The 19,850-nt window shown below is 46.8% G+C and carries 15 protein-coding genes; 3 read left to right on the forward strand and 12 right to left on the reverse strand.

Translation table 11 applies throughout. The features are described 5' to 3' along the window. Nucleotides 1-285: 285 nt before the first annotated feature. The gene (locus OVA33_RS00640; RefSeq protein WP_063637008.1) at nt 286-1,743 is read right to left on the reverse strand and encodes a benzaldehyde dehydrogenase; all 1,458 of its coding nucleotides are present in this window, start codon (nt 1,741-1,743) and stop codon (nt 286-288) included. A gap of 244 nt (nt 1,744-1,987) precedes the next feature. Between OVA33_RS00640 and OVA33_RS00645 the strand changes: the two genes are divergently transcribed. Together OVA33_RS00645 and OVA33_RS00650 are read left to right on the forward strand one after the other, a co-directional pair. Further along, the gene (locus OVA33_RS00645) at nt 1,988-3,373 is read left to right on the forward strand and encodes a branched-chain amino acid transporter BcaP (RefSeq protein WP_061861946.1); all 1,386 of its coding nucleotides are present in this window, start codon (nt 1,988-1,990) and stop codon (nt 3,371-3,373) included. Nucleotides 3,374-3,490: 117 nt separating this feature from the next. After that, nucleotides 3,491-4,720, forward strand: a complete 1,230-nt coding sequence (locus tag OVA33_RS00650; protein ID WP_014417154.1) for an MFS transporter — start codon at nt 3,491-3,493, stop codon at nt 4,718-4,720. A 29-nt stretch (nt 4,721-4,749) separates the two neighbouring features. On the opposite strand, the gene OVA33_RS00655 is transcribed toward OVA33_RS00650, so the two are convergent. The 11 genes from OVA33_RS00655 to OVA33_RS00705 all read right to left on the reverse strand — a co-directional run bounded on the left by OVA33_RS00655 (nt 4,750) and on the right by OVA33_RS00705 (nt 18,609). Next, a complete protein-coding gene (locus tag OVA33_RS00655) occupies nt 4,750-5,688 on the reverse strand; it encodes a putative nucleotide-diphospho-sugar transferase (protein ID WP_014417153.1) in 939 nt (312 codons plus the stop codon). 15 nt (nt 5,689-5,703) lie between these two features. Then, nucleotides 5,704-6,864 (reverse strand): glycosyltransferase family 2 protein, encoded by a 1,161-nt coding sequence (locus OVA33_RS00660; protein WP_063637009.1) that lies wholly within the window; start codon nt 6,862-6,864, stop codon nt 5,704-5,706. Nucleotides 6,865-6,892: 28 nt separating this feature from the next. After that, entirely contained in the window at nt 6,893-7,804 is a 912-nt protein-coding gene (locus tag OVA33_RS00665; protein WP_014417151.1) for a putative nucleotide-diphospho-sugar transferase, read from the reverse strand. Between the two features lie 24 nt (nt 7,805-7,828). Next, on the reverse strand, nt 7,829-8,731 hold the full coding sequence (locus OVA33_RS00670) for a GDP-mannose 4,6-dehydratase (protein ID WP_128974194.1): 903 nt from the start codon (nt 8,729-8,731) through the stop codon (nt 7,829-7,831). Nucleotides 8,732-8,737: 6 nt separating this feature from the next. Then, nucleotides 8,738-9,502 carry a glucose-1-phosphate cytidylyltransferase gene (rfbF, locus tag OVA33_RS00675; RefSeq protein WP_052827163.1) on the reverse strand — a complete coding sequence of 255 codons (765 nt, stop codon included), beginning with the start codon at nt 9,500-9,502 and terminating at the stop codon, nt 8,738-8,740. 215 nt (nt 9,503-9,717) lie between these two features. After that, complete coding sequence (locus OVA33_RS00680) at nt 9,718-11,646, reverse strand: lipoteichoic acid synthase (RefSeq protein WP_014417149.1); 1,929 nt, start codon at nt 11,644-11,646, stop codon at nt 9,718-9,720. 757 nt (nt 11,647-12,403) lie between these two features. Continuing rightward, nucleotides 12,404-13,144 (reverse strand): ABC transporter permease, encoded by a 741-nt coding sequence (locus OVA33_RS00685; protein WP_063637011.1) that lies wholly within the window; start codon nt 13,142-13,144, stop codon nt 12,404-12,406. A 14-nt stretch (nt 13,145-13,158) separates the two neighbouring features. Beyond that, the gene (locus tag OVA33_RS00690; protein ID WP_014417147.1) at nt 13,159-14,049 is read right to left on the reverse strand and encodes an ABC transporter ATP-binding protein; all 891 of its coding nucleotides are present in this window, start codon (nt 14,047-14,049) and stop codon (nt 13,159-13,161) included. Next, nucleotides 14,050-14,361 carry a winged helix-turn-helix domain-containing protein gene (locus OVA33_RS00695; protein WP_014417146.1) on the reverse strand — a complete coding sequence of 104 codons (312 nt, stop codon included), beginning with the start codon at nt 14,359-14,361 and terminating at the stop codon, nt 14,050-14,052. After that, nucleotides 14,354-14,947 carry a hypothetical protein gene (locus OVA33_RS00700; protein ID WP_014417145.1) on the reverse strand — a complete coding sequence of 198 codons (594 nt, stop codon included), beginning with the start codon at nt 14,945-14,947 and terminating at the stop codon, nt 14,354-14,356. Before OVA33_RS00700 ends, OVA33_RS00695 begins: the two co-directional genes overlap by 8 nt. A 479-nt stretch (nt 14,948-15,426) precedes the next feature. Beyond that, entirely contained in the window at nt 15,427-18,609 is a 3,183-nt protein-coding gene (locus OVA33_RS00705) for a bifunctional cytochrome P450/NADPH--P450 reductase (protein ID WP_063637012.1), read from the reverse strand. 164 nt (nt 18,610-18,773) lie between these two features. On the opposite strand from OVA33_RS00705, the gene OVA33_RS00710 reads away from it, so the two are divergent. Next, nucleotides 18,774-19,844 carry a DUF3900 domain-containing protein gene (locus OVA33_RS00710; RefSeq protein WP_017419072.1) on the forward strand — a complete coding sequence of 357 codons (1,071 nt, stop codon included), beginning with the start codon at nt 18,774-18,776 and terminating at the stop codon, nt 19,842-19,844. The last annotated feature ends 6 nt before the right edge of the window (nt 19,845-19,850 follow it).

Consider the following 19,850-nt stretch of genomic DNA (forward strand, 5'->3'; position numbering starts at 1 on the left):
GATCAGCGGAAATCCGAACAGCTCTTTCGGCACCATGCTTGTCTTCTTCTGATTCATGCGGATCGCGTCTGTAATGATGTCCCCTTTTTGCAGCGGGTCCCCCGGCTTTACATTAAGAGAAAACGTTTTAGCCGGAATATTCACGATTAATTTTTCTGTATCATAAATTCCGATGGTGATGTCATCTTGGATCAGGCTGTTTAAAAAAGGCGCAACTTTGACAAAAGCGTCAAGCAGGCTGTGCGTGTGCTGCTCCGTCTGTATACTCATTTCTTTCACTCCTTCTTAATATGGGAATTGCCGTTTTTCATGCTGAACCGAAATCCATTTCAGCGTGGTGAATTCTTCAAGGCTCCATTCGCCGTTCAGCCTGCCGAGACCTGATTGCTTCTCGCCGCCGAACGCGACGTTCGGTTCATCATTAATGGTCGTATCGTTGACGTGAATCATGCCGGTTTCGATCCGCTTAGCAAACTCAACGCCGCGCTCAACGTTTGCTGTATGCACGGCTCCGCTTAAACCGAACGGTGTCGCGTTTGCGATGCTTACCGCTTCATCCTCCGTTTCAAACGGCATGATGCAGACGGCCGGTCCGAACAGCTCCTCCTTCGCGATGCTCATCTCAGGCTTTACATCTTTTAAAATGACGGGCTCAGCGACCGTTCCGCTGAATCGGCCGGACAGCACCGGAACCGCTCCCTCTTCTATCGCTTTTTCGACAGACCGTCTCAGACCTTCCGCCTGTCTCTCATTGATTAAAGGACCGATAACCGTATCAGGGTCCATCGGATCGCCGACTTTCAGCGATGACACTTTCGCTTCGTAAAGCTCTGTAAATTTGTCATATACAGATGTGTGAACGAGCACGCGGTTCGCCGACATACAGATCTGGCCTTGATGCGTAAACCGGCTGAATACGGCCGCATTGACGGCGTATTCAAGATCAGCATCCTCAAGCACGATCAGCGCGCTGTTTCCGCCAAGCTCCAACAGCGGTTTTTTAAAGTGTTTGACCGCAAGCTGTCCGATATAGCTGCCCACTCCGGTTGAACCTGTAAATGAGATTATCCGCGGCACGGGATGCTCAACAAAGCTGTCGCCGATCTCCCCGATATCCGTCACGATGACATTCAGCAGCCCGTCCGGTACGCCGGCCGCTTCAAAAATTTTCGCGATAAGCGTTCCGCCGCAGATCGGCGTTTCTTCATGAGGCTTCAGCACGACGCCGTTCCCCGCGCCGAGTGCCGGCGCAACAGATTTCATCGAAAGGAAAAACGGGAAATTAAACGGGCTGATCACCCCCACGACTCCGGCGGGTATTCTGTACAGCCTGTTTTCTTTTCCGTCAATCGTGGACGGGAGAATTTTCCCTTCCATCCGCACCGGAAATGTTGCGGCTTCTTTTATCATATTTTTGACAAGTCCGATTTCAAACTCAGCCTTCAGCCGTGTTCCGCCAAGCTCCTCCATGATTAAGTAAATAATCGCTTCTTCGTGCTCTTCAATGAAAGAAACGGCTTTTTCCAAAATGGCCCGCTTTTTAAAAGGGTTTACTTTGTCCCATTCTTGTTTCGCAAGAGCCGCGGCGCAATATGCCGCATCCACGTCATCAGGCGTCGCTTTTCGGAATGAGGTGATGACTTTTTGAGTATAAGGATTTCTGTTTTCCAATACGTTCCGGCTGCTTCCATCCCTCCATCGGCCGCCGATAAACTGCTTATTTAGTTCTTCATATTGAAACATGTAAACATCTCCCTTTCACCGAAACTTGAAATTAGTTGATGAGTCATCTTTTGTATCGGTCTTAAGGTGAGAAAATTGAACTATTTCACAATAAAATTCCCTTTCCTTCCGTGCATCGACGCTTTTTAGCTTTGTCCTTTTAAAGTGGAAAATTCTTTAATTGACTGCGAGAAATTTCGACAATATAATACAAACGTCAGTGTATATAATGATAAGAATATTATGAATTTTCAGGAGGACCCATATGTCTTTACTATTTCGGAAAAAGCCGCTGGCCGACTTAAAGGCCCAGAGCAAACAGACCAGCCTGTCCCGCTCGTTAAGCGCTTTTGACTTGGTTTTGCTCGGAATCGGCTGTGTTGTCGGCACGGGGATTTTTGTGATTACCGGGACTGTGGCCGCGACAGGCGCAGGACCGGCTTTGATTCTGTCGTTTGTGCTCGCGGGCCTTGCCTGCGCGCTCGCCGCGTTTTGTTATGCGGAATTTTCTTCATCCATTCCGATTTCAGGCAGCGTATATACGTATTCATATGTCACTCTCGGGGAGTGTCTCGCGTTTTTAATCGGATGGGACTTAATGCTTGAATATGTTATCGCGCTCGCCGCCGTCGCAACCGGCTGGTCATCTTATTTCCAGTCGCTTCTTGCAGGCTTCGGGCTGCATCTTCCGGAGGCGCTGACCGCCGCACCCGGCAGCAAAACGGGTGCCGTGTTCAACCTGCCGGCCGTTATCATTATTTTGGTCATTACCGCGATTGTTTCAAGGGGCGTGAAAGAAAGCACCCGCTTTAACAATGTCATTGTATTGATGAAAATTGCGATCATTCTGCTGTTTATCATTGTCGGTTTCGGCTACGTGAAACCGGAAAACTGGTCGCCGTTTATGCCGTTCGGAATGAAAGGCGTCATCACGAGCGCCGCGACCGTTTTCTTCGCGTATCTCGGATTTGATGCCGTGTCAAACGCGTCGGAAGAAGTGAAAAACCCGCAGAAATCAATGCCGGTCGGAATCATCGGCGCGCTTGCCATCTGCACCATCCTTTATATTACGGTATCGCTCGTCCTGACGGGAATGCTTTCGTACACCAAGCTGAATGTCGGAGATCCGGTATCTTTCGCGCTCCAATTTGTCGGCCAGAACAAGATAGCAGGCATTATTTCTGTCGGCGCGATTATCGGGATTACAACGGTCATGCTCGCTCTGCTTTACGCTCAGGTGCGCCTTACATTTGCGATGAGCAGAGACGGCCTTTTGCCACGCATGTTTTCCAAGGTTCACCCGCGTTTTAAAACACCGTTTCAAAACACATGGGTGACGGGGATCGCTGCCGCCGGGATCGCGGGTTTTATTGATCTGGGAACCTTGGCGCATCTCGTCAACATGGGAACCTTGGCGGCCTTTACGGTCATTGCGATCGCCGTTATCGTTTTAAGAAAGAAACATCCGGAGATCAAATCTTCCTTCCGTGTTCCTTTCGTGCCTGTTGTGCCGATCATCAGCGCATGCTTATGCCTGTATCTCGCAAGCAGCCTGCCGGGCGTGACATGGATCGCCTTTGTCATCTGGATCGCCGCCGGGATCGTCGTTTATATGATGTATTCGAGAAAACACAGTTTGTTAAATAAATAAAAAGGGAGGCTCTTTTTTCTTTTTGAGAAAGAAGAGCCTTTTTTGCACTTGATAATTCATTCACCTTATGAATAATATGGTGTATGCTTCGTTTACATAAAAAGGAGGAGAATCACTTTGGCAATTGCCGCCCCGCTTAAAGAAAAACCTGTCCATCGTCCCGAGACAACCATGTATTCTATTTTGTTCATTATCGGGATCTGTCATCTGCTGAACGATTCACTGCAAGCGGTGATTCCGGCGATGTTTCCGATTTTGGAACGTTCCATGAATCTTACATTTACGCAGCTCGGAATGATCGCCTTTACGCTGAATATGGTGTCTTCCGTGATGCAGCCCGTCATCGGCTGGTATACGGATAAACGCCCGATGCCGTATGCTTTGCCGCTCGGACTCACCGCAAGCATGCTCGGCATTTTAGGTCTCGCGTTCGCCCCGTCTTTTCTGACGATTTTATGCTGTGTCTTTTTTATCGGCCTTGGCTCCGCCGTCTTTCATCCTGAAGGATCGCGTGTCGCCTACATGGCCGCCGGCGAAAAGCGCGGCTTGGCGCAATCGATTTACCAAGTCGGAGGGAATACCGGCCAGGCGATGGCGCCCTTGATTACCGCGCTGATTCTCGTTCCGCTCGGTCAATTCGGCTCTGTCTGGTTTACGCTTGTCGCCGCAATCGCTGTGCTGTTTCTCATTTATATCGCCAAATGGTATAAAGGCCGCCTTATTCATTTGCGCGCCGTAAGTAAAAAATCACCGGCCGCCGCTGTGCAGACCGTGATTACAAAACCGATTATTCTCGCCCTTATCATGATTATCTTCTTAATTTTCGCGCGCTCCTGGTATGTGAGCGCGATCGGCAACTTTTATACGTTCTATGCGATGAATGCCTATCATGTCAGCATTCAGCAGGCACAGAGCTACATCTTCGTCTTTTTATTTTTCGGAGCTGTCGGAACGTTTCTCGGCGGGCCGCTTGCAGACCGTTTCGGAAAGCGGAACGTCATCATCGTTTCGATGATAGCGTCGGCTCCATTGACGATTTTCCTTCCCTTTGCGGGGCCTGTCATCGCCTATGGCGTACTGGCGCTGATCGGTGTTGTTCTGATGTCCAGCTTCTCCGTGACGGTTGTCTACGCGCAGGAGCTTGTTCCAGGCAAAATCGGAACGATGTCAGGGCTTACGGTCGGGCTCGCCTTCGGAATGGGCGCGATCGGAGCCGTTGCGCTCGGAGCTCTTATTGATTCAGCGGGATTGACGCCGACCATGACAGCCGTCGCCTTTCTGCCCGTTTTAGGTCTGCTCGCCTTTGTCCTGCCGAGCGACAAAACATTAAAAGAATGGCATTCATAAAAACAATCCCTGCCGAAAAGGCAGGGATTTTATGTTTCAACCGTATAAAAATGGGTGTCAGGAACCGCATATTTCGGAATAAACCCGTCTCTGAAATCGGGAAATGCTTTTTGAATTTCATCAATCCATTTTTTCACGTTTTTGATGTACGGCACGTAAATCATATTGACTGTCGCCTCGTCATCAATGTGATAGTACCAGCACAGATTGAATTCGTTCTCCGTGACGAGCGTAAAGCCTGAAAAATGATAAAAAATCAGCGGGGTGTCATTGACATATACAGCCCCGTCGCGCAGGCTGACGTCATATTGCTCAATATTCCACAGCGCCGCATTCGCGCCGATCGACTCCGTGACATGAACGTGTTCAAACTGCGCGGGCCACTTTTCAACATACCTTTGGTCACCGTATGTCTTTTTTTCTTCATTCATCTCCACCGTACAATAGGAGATGCAATCCTGTCTCCACTGCCAGACCGCCCGATACGCTTCCCCGGTATTCCGCGCGCCGACAAACCCGGTGTTGTACTGCCCTGTCAGCTTGTAATAAGACGCAAACCGTTCTGAATTGCGGTGATCCGTCAGAAAAAGGGAAGCATCCGGCTTTTCCGCAAACAGCTCGCCCGCATCTGAGAAGAAAAAGAGATCGGTGTCCAAGTGGGCAAAATATTCAGCTTCATCATACTCTGTCATCACATGGAACAGAAATGCCGGCTTCAGCGTCCAGCAATATTCATGAAACGTCCGGCCGCCCTTTGCTTCAAGCAGCTCCGGGTCCTCCATTTCATGGAGCTGAACCGCCGTGACATGTTCCCACGGCACCTGCTGAAGCAATTCATACGCTTTCTGATCGACACACAGCACATACAGATGAAAATCCCGGCAATGCTCATGGAGAGAATGAATCATCGGCATCAGTTTAAAGATATGCGTTCTGGAAACAATGGTTGAAAAATGATATTTACTCACCATATCACATCCAATTTATTTAAGATCCACATGCAGTAAATCAGCAGCCAGCGCTTTGAACGCCCTTGCAAAGTGCGTGACGCCCAGCTTTTTTTCCGCTTTTGCCAAAAGCTTCCCGACCTCCGGCAGATTGAAGCTGTTCGCCGTGATCCGCGGGCTTTTCGTCTTCCAGTCCGGGTCGAGGTTGCGGTCTTTAACCGCGTGGAGCAGTTCGAGAAAAATGTGCAGCAGGCTTTCATATTTCTCATAATCAAGCAGCACTTCGATGTCTGCCATCATGCTGTTGGTTAACTCCGCGTCAAACGGGCCGTTAAACGCGAGGTGCACGTCAAGCGAATGAATGTCATTGTACTTGTCGCACATGTACGCGATGTTCGCCCTGATGTCATCAACGGAAGCGCAGTTGCTCGGATGCTCCTGATGGACGCTCATGATATCGCGCCGCAGCTGAAATCTCATTCCCGACTGATGAAGCCTGATGCCGAGATCATAATCTTCAAAGCCGTATCTGACAATGCCTTCATCAAACAGGCCGAGATCTGCCACGTGCTGTCTCTTGACTGACGAATTGTTCGTAATGAAAAAACGCCACGGCAGACGGTAGCCGTTCAAATCATCTCCGTATTTTTCCAAAATGCTTTTCAGCACACGGATAAAGTCGGTATCTAAATCAAAGCATTGGTCAAGAAAACTTCCGTCTCTGATGTCACCTTCTTCAAGGAGCGGCTCTTTATCGCCCGGCAGCTCTTCATACAGTTCGGCGAGTTTCTCTTTATGCTCTTTTTCAAAACGGTCATAATAAAAGCTGTAAATCCGCTTCCAGAACATACCGCATACGACTAAATCGTCCCGGTTCTCATGAGCCTTGATATGCTTCGCCACCAAATCCTTTTCGGCAAGCATGTCGCTGTCATGGAAGATCAAAATATCGCCTCTGGCATTGCGGACCGCCTGATTCCGGCCGTAAGCGATCCCTCTGTTTTCTTTAATTCTCACAAAAATCAGCGGAAAATTCGCGCTGAATGATTCAAGCATGGATAAGGTTCCGTCTTCCGAACCGTTGTCAGCCACAATCACTTCGAACGGCTCTGTGCATTCCTGTTCATTCAAGGTCAGCAGGCTGTTATAAAGCCTCTCCTTGGAATTATATGCGGGAACAATGACGCTTGCCTTCACTTTTCGTTCACTTCCTGTATATGATCATTTATTTGTTATCATCCTCAGATGCAAAGCCGCTGAACTCCGGGCAGACGGCGCTGACCGTCCCGATCACCCGCTTCAGAATGTCCTGGTAAAGCTGATGGACAAACGGCAGGTCGGTCCGGTCCGTCTCATGAATCTGCCGAATGTCGCCGGCTGTAACGATCCGGTATCCGCTGAAATGATAGAAAATCAGCGGACTTCCGTCTTCGAGCACAAGACGCCCGTCCTTCCATGAAAACGTGTGGCGGCCGTAATTCCAATGGCCGATATTCACGCCGGGCGTGGTGATGTCACACACATTCGGGAACAGGCCGGACATGTAATCCAAGTAGCCTTGATCTCCGAATTTTCCTTCGCCCGGCGCATTTTTGCATTCCTCAAGGCAGCGTTCTTTCCACCATCTGAGACAATCTGTGCCGGCACTGTCGGTTTTGAAGCTGAGAAAACCGGAATTATACCGGCCTAAAAGACGCTGCAGCATGTCGATTTCCTGTTTTTCAAATGAGGGAATGACGATATCGCCCCGTGACAGAAGCACCGAACAATCCGGCTGATTGTCAAAAATCGCGCGCGGATCAGCGAAGAAAAACAAATCGGCATCAATGTACGTGACACGCTCTAATTCCGGATGTCCGTCCAGCACGAATTCGAGAAATACCGGCTTCACCGTCCAGCAATATTCGCTCTGATCCCTCGTCCGCTTCAGTTCAAGGAGCTCCTCATTTTCCAGTGCGGACACCTGAATCAAGGTGACATTATCCGGCCGCATTGCCTGAAGCACGTCATAGGTGTCTTGATCCATACACAAAGTAAAAATGGGGGCGTCCGCCTGAACCGCTTTCAATGAGCCGAACAAAGCGATGGCCTGATACAGCCTTCCTTTTGATAAAACTGTGCAATATGCGCTTGTCACGTCTTTCTCTCACCTCTGTTTCTGTTACTTTTGAAAAAAGGCTTTATACCATTCGATCGTTTTTTCCAATCCTTCATCAATGGTATGCGCGGGCGTCCAATTCAGAAGCTTCCTCGCCTTTTCCGCTGATAAATATTGGTGCTTGATTTCGTGGCTTCCCTGGTTGAGCACTTTCGGCTTGAGGTCACTGTCCATGGCCTTAAGAATTTTTTCTACAAGTTCCAGCACCGTCAGCTGAATCTCATTGCTGAAGTTGAACGCTTCTCCCGCAAGATTGAGCTCCTCCATCTTTTCCGCCAGCAAAAGGTATGCCTCGACCGCATCCTCGATGTAAAAATAATCACGGATAAATGTGCCGTCGCTGCGGATTTCCGGCGCTTCACCGTTCAGCACGAGCTGAATCGTCTGCGGAATAATCCGGTTGAAGTTCAAATCTCCGCCGCCGTACAAGTTGCCGCAGCGCGTAATACAGACCGGAAGTCCGTACGTATTAAAATATGTGTGGCTTAACAAATCGGCACAGCTTTTTGATACGTCATACGGATGTTTGCCCTGAAGAGGCATGTTTTCATCGTACGGCAGTGTCGGCTGGTCGCCGTACGCTTTATCACTGGACGCGACGATCACCCGTTTGATGAGCGGATGCCTGCGGCACGCTTCAAGGATGTTCCATGTTCCGAGAATATTGGCTTCAAATGTGGAAATCGGATTGCGGTTTGCGACGCCGACGATCGCCTGAGCGGCTAAATGAAAGACCGTGTCAATTTCATATTCGCCCAGCGCCCGCTCAATCACATCCAGATCTTCAAGCGCGCCGTGCACGATATTCATTTGCTTCACTTGTTCTCCCTGATACAGGTTCGACTTGGGCACAGTGTCACGGACAAGTCCCGTCACAAACACATTTTTATTTTTCCAGAAACTCAAACTTGATCACCATACCTTCCATACATGTTGTCCCCGGTCCCACATCTTGTTGATTTCCAGCAGGTTTTTATACGTATCGATCGCCGTCCAGAAACCGTAATGCCGGTATACCGCCAATTCGCCGTCCTTTGCCAGCTCCTTCAGCGGTTCTTCTTCAAACATGACGTCTCTGTCTTTCGGCAGATAATCAAATACCTTCGGGCTGAGCACGAAAAATCCGCCGTTGATGATGCCGTCACTTGAGGTTTTTTCAGAAAAGCTTTTCGCCATACCGTCTTCAACCGTCAGCGTTCCGAATTGCGAGGTCTTTTCTATACCGGTGACGGTCGCCGCAGCCCCTTTTGATTGATGATAGCTGATCAGATGAAACAGGTTGATGTTCGCCAGTCCGTCCCCGTACGTCATAAGAAAGGTTTCATCACCGATGATGTCCTTCGCCTGTAAAAGCCGCCCCGCTGTCTGCGTGTGTTCCCCCGTGTCTAAAAAAGTGATTTTCCACGGCTCGGATTTTCCCAATATCCGCACTTCTCCGGTAGAGCTGTCCAGCGTCATGCTGTGATTCTTCCAGTCATAATCTAAGAAATATTCCTTAATCATCTCTCCTTTGAAACCAAGAAGCAGGATAAATTCGTTCACGCCATAGTATTGATAGAGTTTCATAATATGCCATAGAATCGGTTTGCCGCCTATCATGGCGAGCGGTTTGGGACGTTCATTGGTGATTTCGCTCATTCTCGTTCCTTTTCCGCCGCAGAGAATGACTGCTTTCATCTCTACCCCTCTTCTCTGTGAATATTGGATTCGAAACCGCCCGTATAAGAGAAACCAACCCGATAATTTGTCCGATTCTCTATCACCGGTTTCAAAATCTACTGTAAGATATGAGAGATTGGCGCCCTTTGTGACCAAAAGCTCTCTCTTTTTTCAGATTGGTGAAGATACACACAAAAAAAGAGCCTTACGGAAATTCCGTAAGGCTCTTTCTATTATTTATTATCCTGATTCAGCTTTTCTTTGCCGTAATGATATTTAGACGGATCAACCGGCGTAAAGTCGCTCAATTTGTGGAATCTGAGCAGGTCTTTGTACATCACGCTGTCAGACAGCTTCAGCTGCTCTGTGACTCTGGCTTTCAGGTTTTTCGTTTCCTGATTGCCTTTCAGTTCTTTTCCTGTCTTCGTATCGTATACGACATTGGAGATGGAAGTATATTTCGGCGTGACGTAATCTCCGTTACGGAACGCCACCGTATCATCATGGTCTTTCGAGAAGAGATCGGTGCCGAAATTAATATATTTCCTAGAATCGATGCCTTCCAAGTGAAGGATCGTCGGCACAACGTCCATTTCACCGCCGTACGTATGGTTCACCCCGCCTTTTTTGCCGGGGATGCGAATCATAAGCGGCACACGCTGATTCTGCGCGTTTTGATAAGGCGTAATTTCTTTGCCGAGAATTTCTTTCATCGCGCGGTTATGGTTTTCAGAGATTCCGTAGTGGTCTCCGTAAAGCATAATCACCGAGTTGTCATATAAACCGGATGACTTCAGATCTTTAAAGAACTGTTCAAGCGCCTCGTCGAGATAACGCGCCGTCTGGAAATAGTCATCCACAGTCGCGTCGCCCGTTTTCGCTTTTTCGATCGTTGCGTCTTTTTCATCAAGCGTAAACGGATAATGGTTCGTCAGCGTGAGCAAATGCGCATAGAACGGCTGTTTCAGCGATTGAAGCTTCGGAATGGATTCTTTGAAGAATGGTTTATCCTTCAGCCCCAAATTGACAAGGTTGTCATCAGACATATCGTATGTGCTGGCGTCAAAGAATTTATCGTAGCCGATATGTTTGTATATCTGGTCACGGTTCCAGAATGATTTGTAGTCACCGTGTAAAACGGCGCTTGTATAGCCCTCACTTTGGTTAAGGATGGCAGGAAGCGATTGATACGTGTTTTCCCCTTTTGTCACGAAGGCTGACCCTTCAGGCAGTCCGAACAGGCTGTTATCCATCATCAGCTCGGCGTCAGATGTTTTACCTTGGCCTGTTTGGTGGAAAAAGTTATCAAAGTACGTCATGTCCTCTCCGCCGCGGGCGAGTTTATTCAGGAACGGCGTGACTTCTTTTCCGTCAAGTTTGTAGTTGATCAAAAACGTTTGGAAACTTTCCAAGTGAATCTTAATAATGTTTTTGCCTTTGGCCTTGCCGAAATACTCGGCGTTCGGCTTCGCATAATGCGAGGATGTGTAGTTTTCAACGCTCGTCAGGTCATCGCTGCTGGCATATGCCCGCTGTGATTCCGTCTGCGCCGTCTGCACGCCGTCATAAATCGTGTAATTATAAAGGCCTAAGTATTTTACAATGTAATTGCGGTCAAACGTTCTTGTCAGCAGCTCCGGGCGGTCCTCTTCGGCAATCGCCAGGTTCACGAAGAACAAAACAATACCCGTCACGATAATTAATGACGTATACCGTTTTTTCAGCTTGAATTCCTTCAGCTCACGTCTCCACACCAGAAGCGCGATTAAAATAATAATATCAACAAAGTATAAAATATCATGGCCGGACATAATGCTGAAGATGCCGTCTCCCATATTTCCGACATTACCGGATTGCTTTAAGTTCGGGAATGTCAAGAAATCATCGAAGAATCGATAGAATAGGATATTTGCATACAAAATAAACGTCATGATGAAATCAATAATCACCATGATAATCGCTGATTTGCGGCCTTTCGCAAACAATGCCAGTCCTAAAAAGAAAATGGCGCTTGAGAACGGATTGATCACAAGCAGAAACTGCTGCGTCGGACCCTTCACCCCAAGGTTGAATTCAGCATGATAGGCTAAATACGTTTTGGCCCAAAACAAAATAATAGCCAGTACAAAAAAACTAAGTCTGTAAGAAAATAATTTCTTCATGGCAACCTCTACTTTCCTAAACACTTTAAATCTGTATTCTTACTTTTTGCTTCAATTCCTGCTTTCCGAGCAAAACGAAAGCATCACACAGCCCCATAAACACACCATTTTAAAAAACGATATATTTATCATTCGTGTCATGCCCATTGAACATCTTATCCCGCCAGCCATTAGACGCAGGATATCCGTTCTTCGTTTCACATTTTTTTCTGGCATTAAAAGGTACCGTATCAGACCCGGTCTGAAAATAGGAGATACCAAATATAAGAATAACACAAACTTCTAAAAACGAAAAATGAATATCAAAGACAGCCGCCCAACAGGCGGGCTGAAGTTATTGTATGCAAAGGGGTTGAAAAACTTGAAGATTTTTTTGGCTGATGTAAAAAAAGGACTGGAGTCATCCAGTCCTTTACCTGTCCCTAAAGATATACAAAAATGCTTTCTTCACGTATACCTTTTGTTTTTTATAATCCAACCATGCAGCAGAGCTGGCATTTGTGACTGCTTAAACTGTTTTCCAACACCGGTCCTTAACGCGTCTTGCAAATTTCTGTTTCTCATTAGCGAAAAAAATTGTGAACTGGTTTCATCAAACCCGCCAATAAAGGAATTAGCTCCGTTTTTTTCTGTTCAATAACGAGTTTTTTTCATACTTTTTAAATAGAGCCTCGACATACAGTTTTAGTTTTTCACTTATCATTTCCCGCTCTCCTTTTAGTCCCAGCTGCGTTTTAATGACCCATTCTTCAACGGTCTAATTTCTCGCCATTTTAATGTAATGCCGGTATCCAATTAGAGAAACTATAAATCCCAGTATTGTATAGCTCAGTACAACAAGGGTTACCCATATTAGACTTTCTCCTCCCGATATCGTCGAGACCGATTGAATTAACCCTTGATGCGCCCAGTACTGAGGAAAGAGCATTCCAATAGTTTGAAGATAGCTTGGTAATTGATCATAAGGGGTCCATAAACCACATACAACAGCGGTACCTAATGCAATCACATTTGTCATGACCAAGCCGGTATTTTCAGTCTTTGCAAAGATTGAAATGGCAACTCCCCAGGATGTAACCAGTAAAGATATCAACACAACAACCCACATATACGCCGGAAAATTATTAATTTCAATATCATACAGAAATATTCCCAGAACGGACAGGAGAAGAATTTGCATAAAAGTTATGACTAAAAAAGGGGTACTTTTTCCTAAGAAGAAGTTATAAGGCTTTAAAGGGGTACTTGCCAGTCTTGATACAATTCCTTTTTCCCGATCCTTTACAAAACTTATAACGATGGAGATAATAATGAATGTTGAAAAGAATACACTCATACCGGTTACGGATTGTGAAGCTACCAAAGTTTTGTTTGTACTGTCTGTCGTAAATAGCTCAATCAGCAATATGATGGACACAATGGGTAATATAATGGTCCAAAAAAACAGAGACTTATCCTTTAACTGTTTTAGCGTTTCAATTTGAGCGAGCGGTAACATGATAAATTCCCCCTTTATTCTTCATCACGCAAATCAGTGCCGGTAAGTTTAAAGAATACATCTTCTAATTTTGGCTTATATAAAAACAACTGATGAGGCACAATATTGTTTTCCTTACTGATCCTAATTAAGCGCTCCATGGTTTCTAAAGGTTCTTGGGTTTTTATTATCAGCCCTGAATTAACGACTGAAAACTCAAAACCATGGCTCTTTATTAATTCATGAGACAATGAGGAGTTAAACATAATAGATGATTCTTCATGTCGTTTAAGCAGTTCATTTATTTCTCCTTCATCGATAATCTGCCCTCTGTCGATAAAAGCTACATAGTCACAAAGAGTTTCAATCTCTTCCATGTAATGACTCACATAAATAATGGTTTTACCGGCTTTTTTGAGTCGATTTACGATTTTAAAAATGTAGCGGCGTGATTGCGGATCCACGCCTACCGTCGGCTCATCTAGAATAATTAAGTCTGGATCGTGCATTAATGCACACCCGATATTTAAACGGCGCTTCATTCCTCCGGAAAAGTTCTCCACAACGTCGTTTGCCCTTTCTGACAACCCGATATCTTCTAACAGTTTTTTTGTTGTTTGCTTTAGTTTCAAGCCATTCAGCCCATGCACCTTTCCGAAAAACTCCATATTGGTCTTTGCAGTTAATTTTTCTTCAAGGCTGATATCCTGTGGAACATAACCCAGTCTGCCATTTTCATTGCCGACAAATTCAACCTTACCGTCATATTCCCGGATGATGCGCGAGATGATCTTAATTAAGGTAGATTTACCGGATCCGTTCGGTCCAACAAGTCCATAGCAGACTCCTTTCGGAATTGTTAAAGCCACATTGTCCAAAGCCAGAGTCGTGCCATAGCGCTTACTTATATGTTCAACTTGCAGCATTTACACCATTCCCCCGCTGTTATTCATCTTAAATATGGATTCAATTGTATTAATGTACTCCTTGTAGGCTGCTTTCCCTTCTTTCGTAATCTGAACAATAGTCTTCGGCTTTTTGGATACGAACTTCTTGGTTAGTTCTATATAAGCTGCATCTTCTAACTTTTTCAGATGCGAACCTAAATTCCCATCTGTGATGTCTAATGACTTTTTCAGGAAAGTAAAATCACATTGATCATAAGTCATCAGTAAACTCATAATTCCCAACCTTACTTTGGCATGTATTAAATCATTGATATTATTAACATTACTCATTTCCTTGCCCTTTTCTTTTCAAAATCATTCCTGTAAGTAATAGGCTGCCTCCGCCAATAAATGCAAAAACAATATTCATTGCATCAGGAAATAAGCAGAATGTAAGCATACCGAGTATGCTCAGCCAAAATCCCATAACAAAAATCTCTTTTGTTAACACGATGCCTAAGAATATGTACATAATAGACACCATTAAAACGATCAAAAACGATAGAAATTCTCCTGTTCGCGGCAATAACCCCATTAAAATCAGAAAAACAAAAATGCATATCACTAATATGAATCCAATCCATGCATATTTTAATTGATTCTTTAAGAAAGTGGGCATGGGATCAAATTGTTTCTGCTTAAGATATGTCTTCAAAGTCAGTATCCACCCTACTATTGCCAGTATAAACCAGACACAAGCGAGGACTACAGAAGGTACCTTACATAAAGAAACGGAATACGCAATAATCCATATACAGCCCCAAATAATGAAATATGGACTGGTTTGCCTTGAGTACTCAGTCTTGTAGTTCGTCAAGACCTTGATATGAGATAAGTTTTCGGCTATCTCTGATTCACGAAAATTCTGATTTGACATAAGACAGGCTCCTCTTTTCGCAAAGTACTTTGTGGAACAGAGTATATTCCAATTCCATATATTTGTAAAGAGGTTTTATCCAAAATAGGCGCAACTATTTTGTCCTGGAAACAGCAGATGGGACTCTTGTGCCGGTATGCCTCCAATACAGCCGAGACGTCATTTTATATAAACATGCAAATAAAAAAACAACAAAGCAAGTTTATCTCCAACCAAAATGAAATGATCAATTAATAGCATGCAATGGCTGTCTGAATTTCTGGCTTAACGGAGGAACATGCGGTAAAGCTTTTAAAGACACACTTCTGATGACAATTTCTGCAGATTTTAGAAATGACCAAAATAGAAGGTCCGGGAGTCAAGCAGGGAAGACATCTTGACCAGGTGGCTGGACAAACCGAATGTATATCGATTGGAAAGCAATTCATTTTATTGAAGGAAAAAGGACTGGAGTCATCCAGTCCTTTTCATCAAATCGGTCAAATCCCCGCCCAAACATCTTTTGCGTAAATGCCTTTTGTCTGGAGGTCCAAAAGCCATTCTTGCGCTTGCCGTTCGTCTGTTTCGTGGACCGACTGATACGCTTTTTGCAGCGTTGCCTCTACATCGGGCGCCATTTTGCTGCCGTCGCCGCATACGTAGAGGTGCCCTCCCCGGCCGAGGATGGAAATTAAAGCGCCGGCGTCTTTCGCCATTAAGTGCTGCACATACGTTTTCGGTACGCCTTCTTTGCGGGAGAAAGCCGTATGAAGCGTCACGATTCCGTCTTTTTCATAAGCTTCAAGCTCGTCACGGTAAATAAAATCATGATCGTTTCTGCATCCGAAATACAGATGAGCCTCCCCCAGCTCTTTTCCTTCTTTTTTTAACGCCGCGCGGGCTTGCAGAAATCCGCGGAACGGGGCGACTCCTGTGCCGGGACCGACCATAATAATCGGTTTTTCCGGATCTTCCGGCAGCCGGAATCGTGTTTCCGGAGTGCGGACAAACATCACGATACCATCCTCAGGGCCGCGGTCCGCTAAATAATTCGAAGCGACTCCGCGATACTCACCCAAACCGCTCCGGGCGGGGCCGCGAACGACGCCGACGGTAATTGAAGCCTGCCCGGGATGTTTCCGGGGCGAACTTGAAATCGAATAATACCGCGGCTTCAACGGGCGCAAAAGCTCCAGAAATCGCTCAAACGGAAGTTCACACGCTTCATATTTTTCAAGGAGATCGAGCATCGAGACGCGCAATGTTAAGATTTGCTCCTGATAGACGCCCTCCTCAAGAAAATCTTCCAATTCCCGTTTGTGCGGCGGGCAGACCGTATAAGCGGCCATTTCCCGGATTTGAGCCCTTGATGCCGCTTCCTGCAATTCGACACAGCTGCTCAGAAGATCATGCAGCCTGACCGGCCGATCGAGCGGGAGATGAGCCGCGCTCTGTCCGCTGGCTGTCAGCAGCACTTGATCATTCCCGTTCAGATTGAACCGGCGGAGAACACGGCTGACCTGCTCTTTGCTGTTTACCGGCAGCACGCCGAGATGATCCCCTTCATGATAGGCAGCCTCTTTCGGCAGAGTGATTTCGATATGCCTTGTGCTCCGGCCGCTTTCCGGCGCCTGAAGTTCCCTGTTTTCCGCAACGGATGCGTAAACCGCTTCATACGTCTGTGCCAAAGGAGACCCGCCAAGCCCGCTGACAAATTGAAGACCCAGCGCACTTCGCTCTTTTTCGGCATTTTCATTCAGCTTGAGACCGAATGCCTTCATGGCGTCCGTCCACATGCTTTTTTTCCATTCATCAAGCTTTCCTTCAAAATCGCCGCTGACGTCCCCTTCGCCTCGGGAGGAAAAGCGTTCCGCCCCTTTTTCGGCAAGCTTCTCATCAATAAGCCTCGGTACAGCCTGATATGTCGCCGCCCAGTTATGATCACCGCATCCGAAGACGGCATATCGGACGCCTTCCAGTTCCCCGGGTTTGACTTCTTCAAGCCATTGAACGAATTGTCCCGCGTTGCTCGGAGGCTTTCCGTTATAAGAAGACGTAATGATCAAGAGAGCTCCTTCTTTCGGCAGTTTTCCGATCCGGTCATTTAAAGGCGCCGTTTCAGTCCGGACGCCGTGCATCCCGGCAGTATCAGCAAGCTCCCGCGCCACGCCTTCTGCGGTTCCCGTATCTGAGCCGTACAAAATCAGAAGCGGTCGGTTATCAAGCCCGATAATGGATGCGCCTTTTGTTTCCCGTTTTTCTTTTTCGACATCTCCCGCCGCTTTTTCAGCCGCCGGGAGGGCTGCCGCAACGGCTCCTTTGTTTCTCGGCCGCACCCGGATATGAAAGTCGCCGGGCTTGATCGTTAGCGTCTGTTTAATATCGAGCTCATAATCGGTGTGATCGATAAAGGTAAAATGCTGCAGAATCATCCCCAGAACAAGGGTTGCTTCATGCAGGGCGAACTGCATACCGATACACGCCCTCTGACCGTTTCCGAACGGCTTATACGCATGTTGAGGCACTTGATCAGGATGTTCAAACCGCTCCGGATAAAATTCCTCCGCATTGTCTCCCCACGCGTCTTTATCACGGTGAAGCTGGGGAATTAAGACGGAAATTCTGTCTTTCGGCGTGATCGGATATTTCCCGCCGATCACCGTATCCTCTTTCGCATAAAGGCTGAACGCAGGCGCGGTCGGCCATAAGCGCAATGACTCCTGCAAAATCATTCGGATATAAGTAAGATCCAGCACTTGTTTATATGAAGGAACGGGATCGGTCAATACCCGATCGGCTTCCTCATAGGCTTTATCCAAAACACGGGGATGTTTCAGCAGAAAATAAATGGCAAAGGAAAGCAGGCCGCTGGTCGTTTCGTGGCCGGCAATTAAAAACGTGATGATTTGAAACCGGATATTTTTATCATCAAGTTTTTCGCCCGTTTCCGGGTCTTCCACATTCAGCATTCTGGCCAGCAGATCCTTTTCATCCCGGCCGCCTGACCGGCGCTCTGCGATAATACTGTCTACTAACGAAAACATCGCCTGAATGTCATGATGAAATTGGCGCTTCGTCCTGATCATAAGCTTATCCTGAACATCAAGGCGCTGCATTTGGTGCATCGCTTCATCAAGGGCGCGCACCATGCTGTTGATAAACGGATGAGGCGTTTCCCTGTAATAACTGTTAAACCGATAGTTAAAGCCGCAAAGCCCGATCGTATCGAGCGTCAGGCGGGTCATATCAGCAGGCACATCAACGGCCTCATCCGGGTTCAGCCTAGCCCATTTTTGAATCAGCTGCACCGCGATATCAGTCATCATCGAATGATAATCTTTCATCGCGCGCTGGCTGAAGGTCGGCATCAGAATATTATGCGCCTTTCGCCAGTTAGGCTCATGCGTCCAGCTTGTAAACAGCCCGTCACCGGAAAACGCCCGGACTTTCTCTAAAGCCCCTTCAATGCTTTTATCGAACCGCTCTTCATCACAAACCTCTTTCACCAGTTCATGGCCGGACACGACGATAATGGCGCCCGCCGGCGTATGCAGCTGAAAAATAGGCCCCTGCTCGTTTGCCAGTTTGATAAGCGACATTGTAGGCTTGTCTTTATCAAGCAAAGGAAGATTGCCGAGCGGGCCAAATGTCTTCGGCTGCGGAATCGGACCTGTTTCCTTCATGAATAACACCCTTTCTAACACGTTGATGCGTTCCTTCCAACTACATTGCCCTTTTCACCGGCCGATTATCCGCCGTCACGGATCAATCATCGGATTGACGATCGATAACGGTTTTTTCTATACTGGAGAGGCTTGTTAAATACAGAAATAAGGTGAGTTCACATATGGATTTTGAAATCAAGTTTTTATCGTTTTATGTCATTCAAGTGGAAGGAAAAGACGAACAGGCAAACAAACAGTTCAAACATTTCCAGACCCTTGACACGGAAGAATTTGAAAAAAGCGAGCTGAAGGATTTTCTTGACGGGGAATTGAAGAAAATCGTCAAACGGAAAGCCGAACGGCATCCGCAATCCGAGCAGGTCCCCACAAAAATCGGCCATTTTATCACGGAGCCGGGCCATGAGCTTGATTCAAATCCGAATTACAACCTTTTCAACCGCGCCAGACTTGCGGATACGAAGGAAGCATTTATCGAAGCAAGCGAGCAGTTCGTCCGCACTTACCTTGACACGAGCGCCGTGCGCGGCGGTGTTTTTATCGTGGCATCGGCCGTTCCGCGCAAGTATTTTGAAGACAAATTCGTCTTTATGATGAAATGCGATTTCGAGCCGAAGGTCGCCCGCATCTCAGACGCCTCGTCTCTCATTAAAAAGGTCGAAATGGCCATCACGACAAAAAACATGAAAAGCATTCAATATCCGTATATGCCGGAAGAAGGCATGACGGAAGAGCATGAGCTGAAAATCCACCAGGCCTCGCACGCCCGTTATTTCGAAGATTTTCTCAAATTTGTCGAATACGGCGAATCGATGCCGGAAATCATGAAAAGCCAAGTCATGAACATGGTGCAGGAGCACGTGTATGAAACTTTTGAAGAAAACAGCGAAGAGCTTCAGCAGTTTGAGCACGACATTGAAATTTGGGAAGCGAGTGAAAAGCGGGAAATTCAGGAGCGCCTCGACACCCATCAAGTCATCGAGGCATCCGCGCAGATCATTGAACACACGCCGGAAGCCGAGCTGAAAATGAAAGTCGGAGAAACAGAGATTAAAGGATTACTGGCTGATTTCGGCGAATCCATCCATCTCGCAAAAGTGAACGGGCGCTATGTCGCGCTCATTGAGGCGGAGACGATCTCGTTTGAAAAAGGCAGTTCGCCGGTGGAGTTTCACAAGCCTGAGGGGCTGCATGAGGTGATTGAGCGGATACGGAATAAATCTGAACAAGACTGACAAAAG

The organism is Bacillus sp. KICET-1, assembly GCF_027721405.1.
Taxonomy (GTDB): domain Bacteria; phylum Bacillota; class Bacilli; order Bacillales; family Bacillaceae; genus Bacillus; species Bacillus velezensis.